This is a genomic window from Achromobacter sp. JD-1, from assembly GCF_038594925.1.
GTDB classification, from domain to species: domain Bacteria; phylum Pseudomonadota; class Gammaproteobacteria; order Burkholderiales; family Burkholderiaceae_B; genus Achromobacter; species Achromobacter spanius_C.
Genome location: NZ_JBCGCS010000008.1, coordinates 125,718 through 142,591, shown reverse-complemented (window position 1 = coordinate 142,591; position 16,874 = coordinate 125,718). Strand labels below are relative to the sequence as shown.

Here is a 16,874-nt window from a genome sequence, read left to right as displayed (position 1 = left end):
GTATCTTTTCAGCAACGCGCGGCGGCGGGCCCTTGCCCGAGGCGGTCGTCGTGGTTGAAAATTCTTGAGGAAATAGCCGGTTTTCGCGGGTTACAGCAGCGAAATGCGTGCAAAAGCACGTTTTCCGCGGTGGCTTGCAATTCCGAGGGACTTTGCCCACAATATGACTTTGATTGCCCCGGTTCCGACCCGAGCCGGGGTTTTGTTTTGGTCGTCCGCGCCGCTTGCCTCGCATTGATTGATGTCCCGATGGCTGGTGCGCGCCGGGGTAACGACCTTCACCGAGAACGCTCCCTTCGGGGCGTTTTCTACTTTTTGTTTGGGAAACGACATGTCTGCCATTCCTTTGACCGTGCGCGGGGCCGAGCGCTTGCAAGAAGAGCTCCAGCGGCTGAAAACCGTGGAACGCCCTGCCGTTATCAATGCCATCGCCGAAGCGCGTGCACAGGGTGATCTGTCGGAAAACGCCGAATATGACGCTGCTCGCGAGCGCCAAGGCTTTATCGAAGGCCGGATTGCCGAACTTGAAGGCACGCTTTCCAATGCCCACCTGATCGACCCCACTTCTTTGGATGCCGAAGGCCGTGCCGTATTTGGTGCAACCGTCGACATTGAAGACCTGGATTCCGGTGACCGCGTCACGTACCAGATCGTGGGCGACGTCGAAGCCGACATCAAGGCCAACCTGATTTCCGTCTCCAGCCCGGTGGCGCGCGCGCTGATCGGCAAGAGCGAAGGCGACGTGGTCGAGGTCAAGGCCCCGGCTGGCGTTCGTGAATACGAAGTTCTGGGCGTGCGTTACATCTAACGCGAGCGCCTTAGCGGTAAACTGTCAAAACGCCATAGCTCGAAGCCTGATTCAGGCTGAGTGTCCGCGGAAACTGCGCGGATCGCTATGGTGGACCGGGCGCGTAAAGCGCCCGTTTTTGTGCCCGGCCTTACCTTTTCGACGTCTTGCGGCTGGTGCCGCTGCGGGCTCCGGCCCGCAGGCTCAGCGCGCTGCCGGCGCGGCGAGGAATGCCGTGGCCGCTTGCGGTGGCCCGCTTGCTGCTGGGGCGCATCGGCTTGCCGTTCTTGTTCAGTTGGTCTTGCGGCACGAAACGCGCCTTGGCCGGCTTGGGCTCTTCGGACTCGCTGCGGCGCGGACGCTTGGCCAGGGTCTTGCCTTCGGCGGCCAGCTTCTTCGGCGTGTACGGCTCGGAAGCACGGCGCTTGGCGGGAGCCTCGGGCTCCATCGCTGCCAGGGCGGCGGGCTTGATGTTGCCGGCCAGCGGGCGGAAAAGAATCAGGGTCTTGCCCAAATGGTGCACCGGGGCGCAGGACAGGGTGTCGCAGATGGTCGACAACATGGTCTCGCGGGCCTCGCGGTCATCGCCGCCGGCGCGCACCTTGATGAGGCCGTGGGAAGCCAGTGCCAGGTCAATTTCCTTGAGCACGGCTTCGGTCAGGCCATTGTCGCCAATCAGGACGACGGGGCGCAGAGGGTGAGCGGCGGAGCGAAGGTCGCTGCGCTCACGAGAGGTAAGTTCTAATATAGGCATGCGTGGAATTGTACGGTAATGGCCAAGAATAAATTCTCTAAAGACTGGATTCACCAGCACATCAACGATCCCTATGTGAAGCTGGCGCAACAGAAGGGCTATCGCGCCCGCGCCGCCTTCAAACTGATCGAGATTCTGGACACCGAAAAGCTGATGCGCCGGGGCGACCTGGTCATCGATCTGGGGTCGGCGCCCGGCAGTTGGTCGCAAGTGGCGCGCGAGCGGCTGGCGGGGCCGGGCGGTGTCGTGGACGGACGTATCATTGCGCTGGACCTGCTTCCGATGGAGCCGGTGGCCGGGGTGGAATTCATCCAGGGCGACTTCCGCGACGATGACGTTCTGAAACAATTGGAAGACATGGTCGGATCTCGTGCCGTGGATCTTGTAATCTCGGATATGGCCCCCAACTTGTCAGGCGTGGGTAGCGCCGACTCCGCGCGCATTCAGCATGTGTGCGAGCTGGCGATGGAGTTTTCCCGCGCTCACCTAAAGCCCAATGGGGCGCTGATCGTCAAGGCCTTTCACGGCAGCGGCTTTTCGCAGATCGTGCAGTCCTTCAAACAGCACTTCAAGCGGGTGGTCGAGCGCAAGCCGAAGGCGTCACGGGATAAATCCTCTGAAACCTTTCTGGTTGCCCGCGATCTGAAGTAACCCGGGCCGAGGCATGGTGCCCCGGATCCCGCAAAAGACCTACCTGCTTGCCGAGACAACGACCACCATAAGTACAAATCAGACGTAACTACACCGACCCCAGGGATCCCAGGACGCAATCGAGTCCGACAGGGTAGAATGGGCTATTGACATACTTGTGACTGTGCCATATGCGGGTGCGCGGTTGCCGGTCGGAATCGAAAGCAGGAGATCGACCTTGAATAATTCATTTTCGAAAGTCGCTGTCTGGATGGTGATAGCCCTGGTGCTGTTCACCGTCTTCAAACAGTTCGACGGACGCGCTCAGACCCAGGACGGCGTGAGCTACACGCAGTTCATGGACGACGCCAAGGCGGGACGTATCCGCAAGGTCGACGTCCAGGGCGATGTGCTGTACGTCACCCCGGACGCGGGCCGCGCCTATACGCTGACTTCGCCGGGCGACCTCTGGATGGTTTCCGATCTGCTGAAGTACGGCGTCCAGGTTTCCGGCAAACCGCGCGAAGAGCAGTCGCTGTTGATGAGCATCTTCGTGTCGTGGTTCCCCATGCTGCTGTTGATCGGCGTGTGGGTATTTTTCATGCGACAGATGCAGGGCGGTGGTAAAGGCGGCGCATTCAGCTTCGGCAAATCGCGCGCCCGCATGCTCGACGAAAACACCAATCAAATCACCTTTGCCGACGTCGCGGGCTGCGACGAAGCCAAGGAAGACGTCCAGGAGCTGGTCGATTTCCTGCGCGACCCCAGCAAGTTTCAAAAGCTGGGTGGCCGTATCCCGCGCGGCGTGCTGATGGTGGGTTCGCCCGGTACCGGCAAGACGCTGCTGGCCAAGGCCATTGCCGGTGAAGCCAAGGTGCCGTTTTTCAGCATCTCGGGTTCGGACTTCGTTGAAATGTTCGTCGGCGTGGGCGCGGCCCGTGTCCGTGACATGTTCGAAAACGCCAAGAAGCACGCGCCTTGCATCATCTTCATCGATGAAATTGATGCCGTGGGCCGTCAGCGTGGCGCCGGCCTGGGTGGCGGCAACGACGAACGCGAACAGACCTTGAACCAGATGCTGGTTGAAATGGACGGCTTCGAGTCCGGCCAGGGCGTCATCGTGATCGCCGCAACCAACCGTCCCGACGTGCTGGACCCGGCACTGCTGCGTCCCGGCCGTTTCGACCGTCAGGTCGTGGTGCCGCTGCCCGATATACGTGGCCGCGAGCAGATCCTGAAGGTCCACATGCGCAAGGTTCCGCTGTCGCCCAACGTCGACGCGACCATCCTGGCGCGCGGCTGCCCCGGCTTTTCGGGCGCCGACCTGGCCAACCTGGTCAACGAAGCCGCCTTGTTCGCCGCGCGCCGCAATGGCCGCACGGTGGATATGTCCGACTTCGAAAAGGCCAAGGACAAGATCATCATGGGCGCCGAGCGCCGCTCGATCGTCATGCCCGAAGAGGAACGCAAGAACACCGCGTACCACGAGTCCGGCCACGCGATCGTTGCCCGCATGTTGCCCAAGACCGACCCGGTCCACAAAGTCACCATCATCCCGCGCGGTCGTGCGCTGGGCGTGACGATGCAGTTGCCTGAAACCGACCGCTACAGCATGGACAAGGGCCGCTTGCTGTCCACCATCGCCGTGCTGTTCGGTGGCCGTATCGCCGAAGAACTGTTCATGGACCAGATGACGACGGGCGCCTCGAACGACTTCGAACGCGCCACCGCCATCGCCCGCGACATCGTCACGCGCTACGGCATGACGGACGAACTGGGCCCCATGGTCTACGCCGAGAACGAAGGCGAAGTCTTCCTGGGCCGCAGCGTCACCAAGACGACCCACATGTCGGAAGCCACCATGCAGAAGGTGGACACCGAGATCCGCCGCATCATCGACGAGCAGTACAAAGTGGCGCGCAAGATCCTGGAAGACAACCGCGACAAGGTCGAAGTGATGACGTCCGCGCTGCTCGAATGGGAAACCATCGACGCCGACCAGATCAACGACATCATCGAGGGCCGTCCCCCGCGTCCCCCGAAAACGCCGCAAGGCCCGTCGGATTCCACCGACACGCCGCCTCCCAGCACTGGTCTGGCGGCAGACGGCAGCACGGCTGCAGCAGTCTGAGGTTCTTTGTCCTGAGTTATGGCAAATAACTTCCTTTGCGGGCGCTTCGAGTTTGATCTCGAGCGCCCGCTTGTCATGGGTATCGTCAATGTCACGCCGGATTCGTTTTCCGATGGCGGCCAGCACGACGATACGGATTCCGCGGTGGCGCACGCGCGCCAGTTGATCGCAGAGGGCGCGCAGATCCTGGATCTGGGCGGAGAGTCCACACGCCCTGGCGCCGATCCGGTTTCCGTGGCCGATGAGCTCGACCGCCTGTTGCCCGTAATCGAAGCGTTGCGCGATTGTGGCGTGCCCTTATCCATCGACACCTTCAAGCCGGAAGTCATGCGCGCCACGCTGGACGCGGGCGCTGACATGATCAACGACATCTATGGCTTTCGCCAGCCCGGCGCCATCGAGGCGGTGACGCAATCGCGCTGCGGGCTGTGCGTGATGCACATGAAGGGCGAGCCTCGCACCATGCAGGCCTCGCCCCCCGAGTACACCGACCTGATCGGTGAAATCGGATTCTTCCTGGGATCTCGCGCGCAGAAGCTGCGCGCGGCCTGGGTCGACCCTCGCCGCATCGTGTTGGACCCGGGATTCGGGTTCGGCAAGACGGCGGACCAAAACTTCCAATTGCTGCGCCGCTTGTCCAGTTTGCGCAGCACCGGTTATCCATTGCTGATCGGCCTGTCGCGCAAGAACATGATCGGACAGGCCACTGGCCGACCGGTCGGCGACCGGTTGTCCGGCAGCATCGCCGCAGCGCTGGCCTGCGTGTCCCGGGGGGCTTCCATCGTGCGTGTGCACGATGTCGCCGCCACCGTGGATGCCCTTAAGGTTTGGCAGGCGGCTGAACAAGGAGCTATCAGTCCATGAGTCAACGCAAGTATTTCGGCACCGACGGGGTGCGTGGTGAAGTCGGTGGCCCGGTGATCAACGCCGAATTCGCGCTGCGCCTGGGTTATGCCGCCGGCCGCGTGCTGGCGCGCGAACACGCCGTGCGCGGCGGTAGCCGCCCGCAGGTCGTTATTGGCAAGGACACGCGTATTTCGGGGTACATGCTGGAATCCGCCCTGGAAGCGGGCCTGTCCGCGGCTGGCATCGACGTGTTGTTGGCCGGCCCTATCCCGACACCAGCCGTGGCCTATCTGACCCGCGCGCTGCGTCTGGTGGCGGGCATCGTCATCAGTGCGTCGCACAACCCGTATCAGGACAACGGCATCAAGTTCTTTTCGGCGCAGGGCATGAAACTGCCCGACGAAACCGAGTCGGCGATCGAGGCCGCGCTGGACGAGCCGCTGGGCTGCGTCAGTTCCGAAGGCCTGGGCCGCGCCCGCCGCATGTCGGACTCGCAGGGCCGCTATATTGAATTCTGCAAGAGCACCTTCCCCAACGATCTTGACCTGAACGGGATGAAGATCGTTGTGGATGCCGCCCACGGCGCCGCCTACAACATCGCCCCCCATGTGTTTCGCGAGCTGGGCGCCGAGGTGCATGCCATCGGCGTGCATCCGGACGGTTTCAATATCAACAAGGGCGTGGGCGCCTTGCACCCCGAATCCTTGGCCAAGGAAGTGCAGGCCCGTGGCGCGCACCTGGGTATCGCCCTGGATGGCGACGCCGACCGCTTGCAGGTCGTGGACGGCGAAGGCCGCATCTACAACGGCGACGAACTGTTGTACGCCATCGTGCGCGAACGCATGCAGCGCGGCAAGGTCGACGGCGTGGTCGGCACCCTGATGACCAATTTCGGTTTCGAGCGCGAAATGAAGCGCCTGGGCGTGGGCTTCGAGCGCGCCAACGTGGGCGATCGCTATGTGCTGGAGCAAATGCAGTCGCGCGGATGGCAGTACGGCGGCGAAAGCTCTGGCCATCTGCTGTGCCTGGATTGCCATTCCACTGGCGACGGCATCATCGCCGCCTTGCAGGTGCTGACCGCTCTGCGCCGCAGCGGCGAGACGATGTCGCAATGGGTGCGTGATCTGCGGATGTACCCGCAAAAAATGATCAACGTGCCCTTGGCGCCCGGGCAGGACTGGAAGACCCACGCGGGCCTGACCGCCGCGCGCGAGGCCGTCGAGGCTGAACTGAATGGCCGCGGCCGCATTCTGATCCGTGCTTCGGGCACTGAGCCGAAACTGCGCTTGATGGTCGAAGCCGAAGACGAATCGCTTGCGGTCTCCTGCGCAGAAAAGCTCGCCGCCAGTTTGGCTTGAGCCCAGGCTCCTGGCTGCGTCCCCCAAAGCCACTCTCCGCGTAGCGGGGGGTGGCTTTTGTATATCTTTAGTAAGTATTGTTTTGTAAAGTTTTGTCGAGAATTGCCCGAAATCGACCTATCTCCTCCGAACTAAACTTCATAGTCACGTAACATATCGGTCAAGTCTTTGACATACAGGGCGTCCAAACTGACTGGACTCTCTAGGAGCTTCGCGCAATGCTTGAATTAGCACGCACCACCCCAAGCCGTAATCCCGCTGAACCCTGGAAGGGCAACACCCCGAAAGTGTTGGTGGTGGGCCTGGCGCGCACGGCTGAAGAAATCGAGCAGATCCAACGTCTGCGCTACGACGTCTTCACCGAAGACATGGGCGCGGTGTTTCCCGACGCGCATGATGGCATCGAGCACGATCGCTTCGACCCTTTTTGCGAACACCTGATGGTGCGTGAGATGGATACGGGCCGCGTCGTGGGCACGTATCGCATCCTTACGCCGGAAAAGGCGCGCGAAGCGGGCGGCTACTACGCGCAATCAGAGTTTGATCTTTCCGGGCTGGGTCCCATTCGCGACCAACTGGTTGAAGTGGGCCGGTCGTGCACCCATTCCGATTACCGCAACGGCGCGGTGATCATGTTGCTGTGGTCGGGCCTGACGGAATACCTGCGGCGCGGCGGCTACGAATACGTGTTGGGTTGCGCCAGCGTCAGCTTGCGGGACGATGGCGTTACCGCCGCCGAAGTCTGGCGCACCATCTCGTCGCAATTGCCTCGCAATGGCGACCCCCATGTGACCCCGCTGCACCGTTATCCGGTGGAAAAGCTCAACAGCACCTTGCCTGCCCGCGTTCCGCCGCTGATCAAGGGCTACTTGAAGCTGGGCGCCAAGGTCTGTGGCGAACCCGCCTGGGATCCGGACTTCAATGCCGCGGACTTCCCGGTGCTGCTGAACATGGAGTGGATGGACGAGCGCTACCGCCGCCACTTCGGCCTGGACCAACCCACCACGGCCATCAACGGCCAGCGCTGATCATCATGCGCCGCTTGCTCCGCCGTATGAAAATCAGATTGATACGGCGGGCCACTCGGCCTGTCCGCCTTGAACTCAGGCAGTTGCGCCGGCACACGGATCTATCCCCGTTCTGAGCGCGCCAAAAAGCAAAATCGGGCGTTGGCATTGCCGCCATCGCCCGATTTTTTTGCGGGTTCCCCAGCGCGTAGAGCCCCTAGAACTCCAGCAGCTCGAACGAAAAGCCTACCTTGTTCCATTCCGCTTCTTCGGCGCGTAGCGTGAAGTCGCTCAAGGGGTGTTGGGTCAGCCAGTCGCGGTTGACGCGCACGACGATGGAGCTTTCGCGCACCGATGCGGTCAGCGGCAGCGGCTCGATTTCGCCACGGCGGCGGAACAGCAGCACGGCCAGGCGCAGGCTCAGGATGGCTTTCCATTGCGCCCGGGTGCGAATCAACGGCTCCAGCTTGGTCAGCTTGCCCTGGTGGCCAAGCGCCAGCAATGCCAGCAGTTGTTGGTCGGCACGCGAGAAGCCCGGCATGTCGGCGTTTTCCAGCACGTAGGCGGTGTGCTTATGGTACGCATTGTGCGCAATCGACACCCCCACTTCGTGCAGGTCAGCCGCCCAACCCAGCGCGGGGCGCAGTTCAGCGCGTTCCTGGCCTTCGGGGAACATCGCATCGAATAACGTCAGGGCGGCATGGCGGACACGGCGCGCTTGATTCACGTCTACGTGGTAGCGCTTCATGAACTGGCGCACCGATTCGTCGCGCTTGTCGTGTTCGTCGTCGCGGCCCAGCAGGTCATACAGCACGCCCAGGCGCAGTGCGCCGTCGCCGGTATGCATGACGTCGATGCCCAATTCGTCGAACAGGGCGGTCATGATGGCCAGCCCGCCCGGCAGCACATCCGAACGCTCGATCTTGATGCCGGGCAGCTCGGAAGGGATGACGCGTCCCGAGCGCACGATGCGGTCTTTCAGCTTGGCCAGGCCAGCGCGGGTGATGCCGCGGTCGGAAAAGCGGCTTTCGGTCAGGATGGCGAATAGCGCCTTGGCCGTACCGGACGAGCCATAGGCTTCTTTCCAGCCCATCTTGCGGTACTGCTTCGCGATGACTTCGATTTCGCGCCGCGCCGCAAGCTCTGCCTGCTTCATCTGGTGCGCGTCCACCACGCCGTCCGAAAAGAACTGGCGGCTGTAGCTGACGCAGCCCATGTACAACGACGACATCAAGCCGGGCTCATGGCCCTTGCCGATGATGACTTCGGTGGACCCACCGCCGATGTCGATGACCAGGCGCTTGTTGGGCGACGGGGGCAGCGTGTGGACCACGCCCGAAAAGATCAGGCGGGCTTCTTCGCGGCCAGCGATGACTTCAATGGGAAAGCCCAGCGCGGCTTCCGCGCGCGGCAGGAAGTCGCGCGTGTTGCGCGCGACGCGAAACGTGTTGGTGGCAACCGCGCGCACCCGGTTGGGGTGGAAGCTGCGCAGGCGGTCGCCAAATCGTTCGAGAACGGCGATGGCGCGTTCGATGGCGTCATCGCCCAGGCGTTTCTCGGCGTCCAGCCCGGCGGCAAGCCGAACGGTTTCCTTGAGACGATCGATCTGGTAGATCTGGGGCGTACCGTCCTGTTGAACGATGCGTCCGATAGAGAGGCGGAAGCTGTTGGACCCGAGGTCCACCGCGGCCAGAAGTTGATCCATGCGGCTCGTAATATAGGCTTTGAGGTGGCCTGATTATAGAGATCCCATGTGACAGTGCCCTTGGATACGGGTTTTCGCTTATGGATCAGGGGCTTGGCGAAATTCGGACCTGCGCTATATGTCCCGCTTTTGACGTACGCTACGGTTTTGCTGTTATGTCATAGAACCGTCACTTTTTTGCAGTAAAACTCCACGCTCCTCCAAAACGTATGGAATCCGGTATGCCCACACGCCCGCCTGGCGAGCCTTTGCTCATGAATCGCGAGTTGTCGCTGCTCAAATTCAACGAACGCGTGCTGGCGATGGCGGAAAATCCGAAAACGCCGCTGCTGGAGCGACTGCGCTACGTGTGCATTGTCAGCTCCAATCTGGATGAGTTTTTTGAAATCCGGATTTCCAGCCTGAAAGAGCAGCAGCTTCAATCGCCCAATCTGGTGGGTCCCGATGGGATGACGCCGGACCAGGCCTTTGAAAACGTCCAGCATGCCGTGCATGCCCTGGTGGCGCGGCAATACAACCTGCTTAACGACGACATCCTGCCCGCCATGCAGGCTGAGGGCATTACCCTGCATCACGCTTCCGAATGGAACGCCGAGCAGCAGGAATGGGCGCGTCAGGTGTTCAACCGCGATGTGATGCCGTTGCTGACGCCCATCGGGCTGGATCCGGCGCATCCCTTTCCCCGCGTCTACAACAAGAGCCTGAACTTCATTGTGTCGCTGTCGGGCGCCGACGCCTTTGGCCGGCAAGCTTCGATTGCCGTGGTGCAGGCCCCGCGCGCCCTGCCGCGTCTGATCAAGATGCCGCCCGAGCTGTCCGGCCACCCCGAAGGCTTCATCCTGCTGACGTCCTTGCTGCGGGCCTTCGTGGGGGAACTGTTTCCTGGCCTGGAAATGCTGGGCTGCTACCAGTGGCGCGTCACCCGCAACAGCGACCTGTTCGTGGATGAGGAAGAAGTCACCAACCTGCGCCATGCGCTGCAGGGCGAGCTGTCACAGCGTAATTTCGGCGCCGCGGTACGCCTGGAAATCGACAAGCTCACCCCCGTCGAACTTGAAACCTTCCTGCAGCGTGAATTCTCGCTGAAGGCCGAGGACACCTATCGCGTGCCCGGTCCGGTGAACCTGTCGCGCCTGATGCAGTTGTGCAATTCCGACCTGCGCCCCGATCTGCTGTTTCCGGAGTACCGGGCCCCGGTTCCCGCGCCGTTCGACCGGGTGGGCGACAAACCGCACGAACTGTTCGAGGCGGTGGCCGCCCAGGACCGCCTGCTGCATCACCCCTACCAGTCGTTCCAGCCCGTGATCGACTTCCTGACGGCGGCGGCGCTGGACCCCGACGTCATGGCCATCAAGCAGACCATCTACCGCACGGGTGAAGATTCCGAGCTGATGAAGATCCTGCTTGCGGCGGCGCGGGCCGGCAAGGAAGTGACGGTGGTGGTGGAGCTGATGGCGCGCTTTGACGAGCAGACCAACATCAACTGGGCGTCCAAGCTGGAAGAGGTGGGGGCGCATGTGGTGTACGGCGTCGTGGCCCACAAGACGCACGCCAAGATGGCCGTGGTGCTGCGCCGCGAAAAGGGCCGTTTGCGCCGCTACGCCCACCTGGGCACCGGCAACTACCACCCCCGCACCGCGCGCCTGTACACCGACTTTGGCTTGCTGACCGCCGACCCGAAGTTGTGCGAGGACATGGACAAGGTGTTCGCGCAACTGACCGGGCTGGGCGCGCGTCGTTCGCTCAAGGCGCTGATGCAGTCGCCCTTCACCATGCACGACGGAATGGTGGCCCTGATACGCGCGGAGGCGCGAGCGGCCAAGGCGGGCAAGCGCGCGCGCATCATGGCCAAGATGAATTCACTGCTGGAAGAGCAGATTATCGAAGAGCTCTACAAAGCCAGCCAGGCGGGGGTCAAGATCGACCTGATCGTGCGCGGGGTGTGTGCGCTGCGCGCCGGTGTGTCGGGGTTGTCGGAAAACATCCGCGTGCGGTCCATCGTGGGCCGCTTCCTGGAGCATTCGCGCGTGTTCTATTTCTACGCCGACGGCGAGGAAACGGTCTACTTATCTTCGGCCGACTGGATGGACCGCAATTTCTTCCGCCGAGTGGAAATTGCCTTCCCCATCTACGACAAGACCCTGAAAAAACGGGTGATAGACGAAGCGTTCACCTACGCGCTGCGCGACAACCAATTGGCGTGGCAACAGCAGGCCGACGGCGATTACGCCCGCGTAAAAAGCCGCCGTGAACCCTTCAACCTGCACCAATACCTGATGCAGAAGCTGGGCGTTTAAGCCGTCCGTTGTTGGGCCGGGTTGTGTCCCCCAAACCGTGGCTGCCCTTGTTTCCCGGGCGGCCACGGTTTTTTTCAGGGTTTGGGGACAGGGCCACATGAACCGTATGTGACTGTCACTATCTTGTCACGTTGCCCCCCTAAGATGCGAAGGTCGCTGAAAGACAGGCAGCAAAGAAAAGCCTGATACGACTTCTCCAACAAGCACTGAAGGAACCCAGATGTTCAAACGTGTCTTCAAACAAGTTTCCGTGGGCGTCGCGCTGAGCGCCGCTGTATTTGCCGTGCAAGCCGCCAACGTGACTGGCGCCGGCGCCTCGTTCCCGTACCCGGTCTACGCCAAGTGGGCGTCGGACTACAAGGCAGCCACCAACAACGCCATCAACTACCAGTCGATCGGTTCGGGCGGCGGCCAGCAACAGATCATCGCCAAGACCGTCGATTTCGGCGCTTCGGACGATCCCATGAAGGCGGCTGACCTGGAAAAGAACGGTCTGCTGCAGTTCCCCGCCGTGATCGGCGGCACCGTGCCCGTCGTGCACATCGACGGCGTGGAACCGGGCAAGCTGAAGCTGTCGGGCCCTGTGTTGGCCGACATCTTCCTGGGCAAGATCAAGAAGTGGGACGACAACGCCATCAAGGCGCTGAACCCCGACGTGAAGCTGCCTTCGGCCGACATCATCGTGGTGCATCGTTCGGATGGCTCGGGCACGACCTTCGGCTGGACCAACTACCTGTCCAAGGTCTCGGCTGACTGGAAGTCGCAAGTCGGTGAAGGCAAGGCCGTCAAGTGGCCCACCGGTCAAGGCGGCAAGGGCAACGAAGGCGTCGCCGCCTACGTTGGCCAGCTGAAGAACTCGATCGGCTATGTGGAATACGCCTACGCCAAGCAGAACAAGCTGGCCTGGACGCAACTGCAGAACAAGGACGGCAAGTTCGTCCAGCCCGAGCAGTCGGCATTCGCTGCCGCGGCCGCCAACGCCGACTGGAAGAGCGCGCCGGGCATGGGCGTGATCCTGACCAACGAACCGGGTGCCGATTCGTGGCCCGTTACGGCAGCCACCTTTATCCTGATCCACAAGTCGCAAGCCAAGCCGGCGCAAGGCAAGGCCGTGCTGGACTTCTTTGACTGGGCGTTCAAGAACGGCGCCAAGTCGGCCGCGGATCTGGACTACGTGCCGCTGCCGGAAGCCGTGACCAAGCAAATCCGCGCCGCCTGGGGCGAAATCAAAGCCACCGACGGCACCCCCGTCTGGAAGTAGGATGGGTGTAGCGCGCGAGGGCCGCAATAAGAAAGCAGCCCTACGCCGCGCGTAACCCATCAGCAGCCGCCCCGGAATTCATGCCTTGCAAGAAAACCGGGGCGGCTCGCCCCAGCAGTTCCCGTTTCCACCCAGGTTACCTAAGGAAAGTCCATCCATGAGCGCGGTAATGGATAATAGTGTGCCGCTTCCGCCCAGCGTGGCGGACTCCGTGACTACCGGCACGCCTTCGCCTATGAAGCAAAATAAAAACGCGCTGATGGATGCGCTATTCAAGAATCTGACCCGCCTGTTCGCCTTCCTGGTGTTCATTTTGCTGGCGGCCATTCTTGTGTCCCTGATCTACGGCAGTCGAGAATCGCTGGCCAAGTATGGCTTGTCGTTCCTGTGGCTGAATGATTGGGATCCCGTCAACCAGAACTACGGCGCCGTGGTGCCCATCATCGGCACGCTGCTGACCTCGGCCATTGCCTTGATCATCGCCGTGCCGGTCTCGTTCGGCATCGCCATCTTCCTGACGGAACTGTCGCCGACCTGGCTACGCCGCCCCTTGGGCACGGCCGTGGAAATGCTGGCGGCCATTCCGTCCATCATCTACGGCATGTGGGGCCTGTTCGTCTTCGTGCCGGTGTTCCAGCAGTATGTGCAGCCGTTCCTGATCGCCACGCTGGGCAACGTGCCCATCATCGGCGGACTGTTCGCGGGGCCGCCGTTCGGCATCGGGATCTTCACCGCTGGCCTGATCCTGTCGATCATGATCATCCCGTTCATCGCCGCGGTGATGCGCGACGTGTTCGAGCTGGTGCCGGCCATGTTGAAGGAATCGGCTTACGGCTTGGGCAGCACAACCTGGGAAGTCATGTGGCGCGTGGTGTTGCCCTTCACCAAGTCGGGCGTCATCGGCGGCGTCATGCTGGGTCTGGGCCGAGCCTTGGGCGAGACGATGGCCGTCACGTTCGTGATCGGCAACGCCTTCAAGTGGTCGGGGTCGCTGTTTTCTCCGGGCAACTCGATCGCCTCGGCGCTGGCCAACGAATTCAATGAAGCGGGCGGCATTCAAAAGTCGGCGTTGCTGGAACTGGGCTTGATCCTGTTCCTGATCACGACGATCGTGCTGGCCCTGGCCAAAGTGCTGCTGGTTCGCCTGTCCGCCGGCGAAGGCAAGAAAACCTGACGCACCGCGAGCACAAGGAAAAGATCATGGCTGTATCCGTACTCAATATGCAGAATGGCATTTACCGCCGGCGCCGCGTGATCAACCGCATCATGCTGACGGTGTCGCTGACCACGCTGGTGTTCGGGTTGTTCTGGCTGTTCTGGATCATTCTGACCCTGCTGACCCGCGGCGCGCCCGCGTTGTCCTACACGCTGTTCACCGAGATCACACCGCCCCCCGGTCAAACGGGTGGCCTGATCAACGCGATTTTCGGCAGCGTGGTGATGGCAGGCGTCGGCACGCTGATCGGTACACCGATCGGCATTCTGGCGGGTACCTACCTGGCAGAATATGGCCATCGCGGCTGGCTCGCGCCCGCCACGCGGTTCCTGAACGACGTGCTGCTGTCGGCGCCGTCCATCATCATCGGTCTGTTCATCTACGCCGTGTATGTGGCGCAGGTGGGGCATTACTCGGGCTGGGCCGGTGCGCTGGCGCTGTCCATCCTGGTGATTCCGGTGGTGGTGCGCACCACCGACAACATGCTGATGCTGGTGCCCAACAGCCTGCGTGAAGCCGCGGCGGCGCTGGGTTGCCCCAAGTGGCGCATGATCACGCTGGTGTGCTATCGCGCCGCCAAGACTGGCATCATCACTGGCGTGCTGCTGGCCATTGCCCGGATCTCGGGCGAGACCGCGCCGCTGCTGTTCACGGCGCTGTCCAACCAGTTCTTGTCGTTCAACATGAACGCGCCGATGGCCAACCTGCCGGTCGTGATCTACCAATACGCCGCCAGCCCCTTCAAGGACTGGAATGACCTGGCCTGGGCCGGGGCCACGCTGATCACGCTGCTGGTGCTGGGCATCAACATCCTTGCCCGCAACATGTTCCGCAACAAGTAAAGATCGCTTTGCCGGCGCGCGTGGCGCGCCGGAGCCAAGGGAAGAGAAATGGAAAACACTGCTACCGCCGTCAAGAACAAGATCGAGGTCAAGAACCTGAACTTCTACTACGGCAAGTTCCATGCGATCCGCAATGTGAACATGTCGATCCAGGAGAAGAAGGTCACCGCCTTCATCGGCCCCTCGGGCTGCGGCAAGTCGACGCTGTTGCGCACGTTCAACCGCATGTTTGAACTCTATCCGGGCCAGCGCGCCGAGGGCGAGATCGTTCTGGACGGCGAGAACCTGCTGACGACCAAGACCGATATCTCGCTGATCCGCGCCAAGATCGGCATGGTGTTCCAGAAGCCCACGCCGTTTCCGATGAGCATCTACGACAACATCGCTTTTGGCGTGCGTCTGTTCGAACGCCTGTCCAAGGGCGAAATGGACGAACGCGTCGAATGGGCCTTGAGCAAGGCCGCGCTGTGGAACGAAGTGAAAGACAAGCTGCACCAAAGCGGCAACAGCCTGTCGGGCGGCCAGCAACAGCGTTTGTGCATTGCGCGTGGCGTGGCCATCAAGCCGGAAGTGCTGCTGCTGGACGAGCCGTGTTCCGCGCTGGACCCGATTTCCACCGCCAAGATCGAAGAGCTGATCGCCGAACTGAAGAACGACTACACCGTCGTGATCGTGACGCACAACATGCAGCAGGCCGCGCGCTGCTCGGACTACACCGCCTACATGTACCTGGGCGAGCTCATGGAATTCGGCCAGACCGACCAGATCTTCGTGAAGCCCTCGCGCAAGGAAACCGAGGACTACATCACGGGCCGCTTCGGCTGATTCCCGTGCTGGGTTGACCTGGTGATGCAAGAAAGCGGCGCGCCCGGAATGGCGCGCCCCAGAAGCACCGCGTGCCGCGCAGCACCCCGGGCGGCCTGGATTCTGGTATAGTTGCCACCCTTCGGGGCGTAGCGCAGCCTGGTAGCGCATCTGCTTTGGGAGCAGAGGGTCGTGAGTTCGAATCCCACCGCCCCGACCAATAAAATCAAAGGGTTAGCTCAATGTCATTGAGCTAACCCTTTTTCTTTGCTTGGCATATGGGACAACATATGGGACAACGAACTTGCAGTTGGCGGTGAGCAAGTTCAGGCGGCATCAAGGCAAGGATGTGCACTCGGTGGCAATAGCGCATTTCGGCACTTGCCGGGTCTCTGCTTGGTTGGGGCGGGCAGCTCGCTGCACTTTGGGCTCATCAGGCCGTGCGCTGGGGCAGCAACGTGAGAGTTCCGAGCCCAGGTCGCAGAGCATCGGCGGCACCACGCGACAGTTGAATCGTTACGACCCCTCGCCCCTTCCATCCTCGCGGCCTTATTCGTTAGCGGAGCAAATGCCGAGCTGTGCTGTGGACCGGTCTTCCCCGGTGGCACTTTTAAAGCGTCGCGGCCTGTACTCTGCATGTGCTGTGTGCATTGCACTGAGACCATACTGCACACCTCAGTGTCAAATGCGCTATGAGCTGCGCTGAGAGAAATCAAAGTCGACGGTCTATCCGACCCGAACCGCGGAGACTTGGCCTAGTACGGGAATGAGGGGATAGGGCATCCTTTAACCTAGTACTGATACGAGGGGTGCCCTTTCGACAATGGAGGTAGGAGTTGCCAGCGCAATGTCTGAGTGGCTGCGACAGGGACACAGAGTCTTTCAGACGGCTAACAGATTATTTCGCTGAGTCGACACCGGGCTGGCCGCGGGCCGCGATCCCGCGTATGAGGCGCTGAAACTTGTCGGCAGGTCCGTAGATTTCACGCCGCCGCAACCGTCCGGCTCGTGGCGTTGCAAATTAACTCCCACCTTGAGACGCCGGCGCCGGACAGTTGCCGCCACGGTCACGTACGTCTGGAACATCATGAACCGTTGATTGTTCCACCTTCACTGACGGTGGGCGGGGAGCGGGGCGGTTGTCCCGTTGTGGACCATCGAACAGACCCGGAGTGCTTAGCTGGCGTAGAGATCAAGTGCCGACGCCATCAGTCAAAGCCCTTTTCAAACACCTTA

The 16,874-nt window shown here is 61.7% G+C and carries 14 protein-coding genes and 1 tRNA gene; 12 read left to right on the top strand and 3 right to left on the bottom strand.

Features of this window, described 5'->3' with window-relative positions; translation table 11 throughout:
• Positions 1-90: 90 nt before the first annotated feature.
• Complete coding sequence (locus tag WBR68_RS14720) at positions 91-333, bottom strand: hypothetical protein (protein ID WP_230694602.1); 243 nt, start codon at positions 331-333, stop codon at positions 91-93.
• On the opposite strand from WBR68_RS14720, the gene greA reads away from it, so the two are divergent.
• Positions 332-808 (top strand): transcription elongation factor GreA, encoded by a 477-nt coding sequence (greA, locus tag WBR68_RS14715; protein WP_006221068.1) that lies wholly within the window; start codon positions 332-334, stop codon positions 806-808. The two genes, WBR68_RS14720 and greA, sit on opposite strands and share 2 nt — an antisense overlap.
• A gap of 130 nt (positions 809-938) precedes the next feature.
• Here greA and WBR68_RS14710 read toward each other — a convergent pair whose 3' ends face one another.
• Complete coding sequence (locus WBR68_RS14710) at positions 939-1,541, bottom strand: YhbY family RNA-binding protein (RefSeq protein WP_050449039.1); 603 nt, start codon at positions 1,539-1,541, stop codon at positions 939-941.
• 18 nt (positions 1,542-1,559) lie between these two features.
• On the opposite strand from WBR68_RS14710, the gene WBR68_RS14705 reads away from it, so the two are divergent.
• From WBR68_RS14705 to WBR68_RS14685, 5 genes are all read left to right on the top strand, one after another.
• Positions 1,560-2,192: an RlmE family RNA methyltransferase gene (locus WBR68_RS14705; protein ID WP_046806891.1), complete on the top strand. Its 633-nt coding sequence runs from the start codon at positions 1,560-1,562 to the stop codon at positions 2,190-2,192.
• Positions 2,193-2,409: 217 nt separating this feature from the next.
• Positions 2,410-4,302, top strand: a complete 1,893-nt coding sequence (ftsH, locus tag WBR68_RS14700; RefSeq protein WP_050449040.1) for an ATP-dependent zinc metalloprotease FtsH — start codon at positions 2,410-2,412, stop codon at positions 4,300-4,302.
• A gap of 18 nt (positions 4,303-4,320) precedes the next feature.
• Entirely contained in the window at positions 4,321-5,166 is an 846-nt protein-coding gene (folP, locus tag WBR68_RS14695; protein ID WP_230694601.1) for a dihydropteroate synthase, read from the top strand.
• On the top strand, positions 5,163-6,506 hold the full coding sequence (glmM, locus tag WBR68_RS14690) for a phosphoglucosamine mutase (RefSeq protein ID WP_230694600.1): 1,344 nt from the start codon (positions 5,163-5,165) through the stop codon (positions 6,504-6,506). The genes folP and glmM overlap by 4 nt, the downstream gene beginning before the upstream one ends.
• A gap of 218 nt (positions 6,507-6,724) precedes the next feature.
• Positions 6,725-7,534, top strand: coding sequence for a GNAT family N-acetyltransferase (locus tag WBR68_RS14685; protein ID WP_230694599.1), 810 nt, complete (start codon positions 6,725-6,727; stop codon positions 7,532-7,534).
• A 196-nt stretch (positions 7,535-7,730) separates the two neighbouring features.
• On the opposite strand, the gene ppx is transcribed toward WBR68_RS14685, so the two are convergent.
• Entirely contained in the window at positions 7,731-9,218 is a 1,488-nt protein-coding gene (ppx, locus tag WBR68_RS14680) for an exopolyphosphatase (protein WP_050449044.1), read from the bottom strand.
• A gap of 221 nt (positions 9,219-9,439) precedes the next feature.
• Here ppx and ppk1 point away from each other — a divergent pair, with 221 nt between their 5' ends.
• The 6 genes from ppk1 to WBR68_RS14650 all read left to right on the top strand — a co-directional run bounded on the left by ppk1 (position 9,440) and on the right by WBR68_RS14650 (position 15,858).
• Positions 9,440-11,515, top strand: a complete 2,076-nt coding sequence (gene ppk1, locus WBR68_RS14675) for a polyphosphate kinase 1 (protein WP_050449045.1) — start codon at positions 9,440-9,442, stop codon at positions 11,513-11,515.
• A gap of 220 nt (positions 11,516-11,735) precedes the next feature.
• Complete coding sequence (gene pstS / locus WBR68_RS14670; RefSeq protein WP_050449046.1) at positions 11,736-12,776, top strand: phosphate ABC transporter substrate-binding protein PstS; 1,041 nt, start codon at positions 11,736-11,738, stop codon at positions 12,774-12,776.
• Between the two features lie 157 nt (positions 12,777-12,933).
• Positions 12,934-13,950 carry a phosphate ABC transporter permease subunit PstC gene (pstC, locus tag WBR68_RS14665; RefSeq protein ID WP_050449047.1) on the top strand — a complete coding sequence of 339 codons (1,017 nt, stop codon included), beginning with the start codon at positions 12,934-12,936 and terminating at the stop codon, positions 13,948-13,950.
• Between the two features lie 26 nt (positions 13,951-13,976).
• Positions 13,977-14,834, top strand: coding sequence for a phosphate ABC transporter permease PstA (gene pstA / locus WBR68_RS14660; protein WP_083447511.1), 858 nt, complete (start codon positions 13,977-13,979; stop codon positions 14,832-14,834).
• A 48-nt stretch (positions 14,835-14,882) separates the two neighbouring features.
• The gene (pstB, locus tag WBR68_RS14655; RefSeq protein WP_050449049.1) at positions 14,883-15,659 is read left to right on the top strand and encodes a phosphate ABC transporter ATP-binding protein PstB; all 777 of its coding nucleotides are present in this window, start codon (positions 14,883-14,885) and stop codon (positions 15,657-15,659) included.
• A gap of 122 nt (positions 15,660-15,781) precedes the next feature.
• A tRNA-Pro gene (locus WBR68_RS14650) sits at positions 15,782-15,858 on the top strand.
• Positions 15,859-16,874: the final 1,016 nt, after the last annotated feature.

Excerpts from the sequence above, each read along its gene's own strand:
- greA (WP_006221068.1), top strand. The coding sequence starts at position 332 with ATGTCTGCCATTCCTTTGACCGTGCGCGGGGCCGAGCGCTTGCAAGAA.
- WBR68_RS14720 (WP_230694602.1), bottom strand. The coding sequence starts at position 333 with ATGTCGTTTCCCAAACAAAAAGTAGAAAACGCCCCGAAGGGAGCGTTC.
- WBR68_RS14710 (WP_050449039.1), bottom strand. The coding sequence starts at position 1,541 with ATGCCTATATTAGAACTTACCTCTCGTGAGCGCAGCGACCTTCGCTCC.
- WBR68_RS14705 (WP_046806891.1), top strand. The coding sequence starts at position 1,560 with ATGGCCAAGAATAAATTCTCTAAAGACTGGATTCACCAGCACATCAAC.
- folP (WP_230694601.1), top strand. The coding sequence starts at position 4,321 with ATGGCAAATAACTTCCTTTGCGGGCGCTTCGAGTTTGATCTCGAGCGC.
- glmM (WP_230694600.1), top strand. The coding sequence starts at position 5,163 with ATGAGTCAACGCAAGTATTTCGGCACCGACGGGGTGCGTGGTGAAGTC.
- WBR68_RS14685 (WP_230694599.1), top strand. The coding sequence starts at position 6,725 with ATGCTTGAATTAGCACGCACCACCCCAAGCCGTAATCCCGCTGAACCC.
- ppx (WP_050449044.1), bottom strand. The coding sequence starts at position 9,218 with ATGGATCAACTTCTGGCCGCGGTGGACCTCGGGTCCAACAGCTTCCGC.
- ppk1 (WP_050449045.1), top strand. The coding sequence starts at position 9,440 with ATGCCCACACGCCCGCCTGGCGAGCCTTTGCTCATGAATCGCGAGTTG.
- pstS (WP_050449046.1), top strand. The coding sequence starts at position 11,736 with ATGTTCAAACGTGTCTTCAAACAAGTTTCCGTGGGCGTCGCGCTGAGC.
- pstC (WP_050449047.1), top strand. The coding sequence starts at position 12,934 with ATGAGCGCGGTAATGGATAATAGTGTGCCGCTTCCGCCCAGCGTGGCG.
- pstA (WP_083447511.1), top strand. The coding sequence starts at position 13,977 with ATGGCTGTATCCGTACTCAATATGCAGAATGGCATTTACCGCCGGCGC.
- pstB (WP_050449049.1), top strand. The coding sequence starts at position 14,883 with ATGGAAAACACTGCTACCGCCGTCAAGAACAAGATCGAGGTCAAGAAC.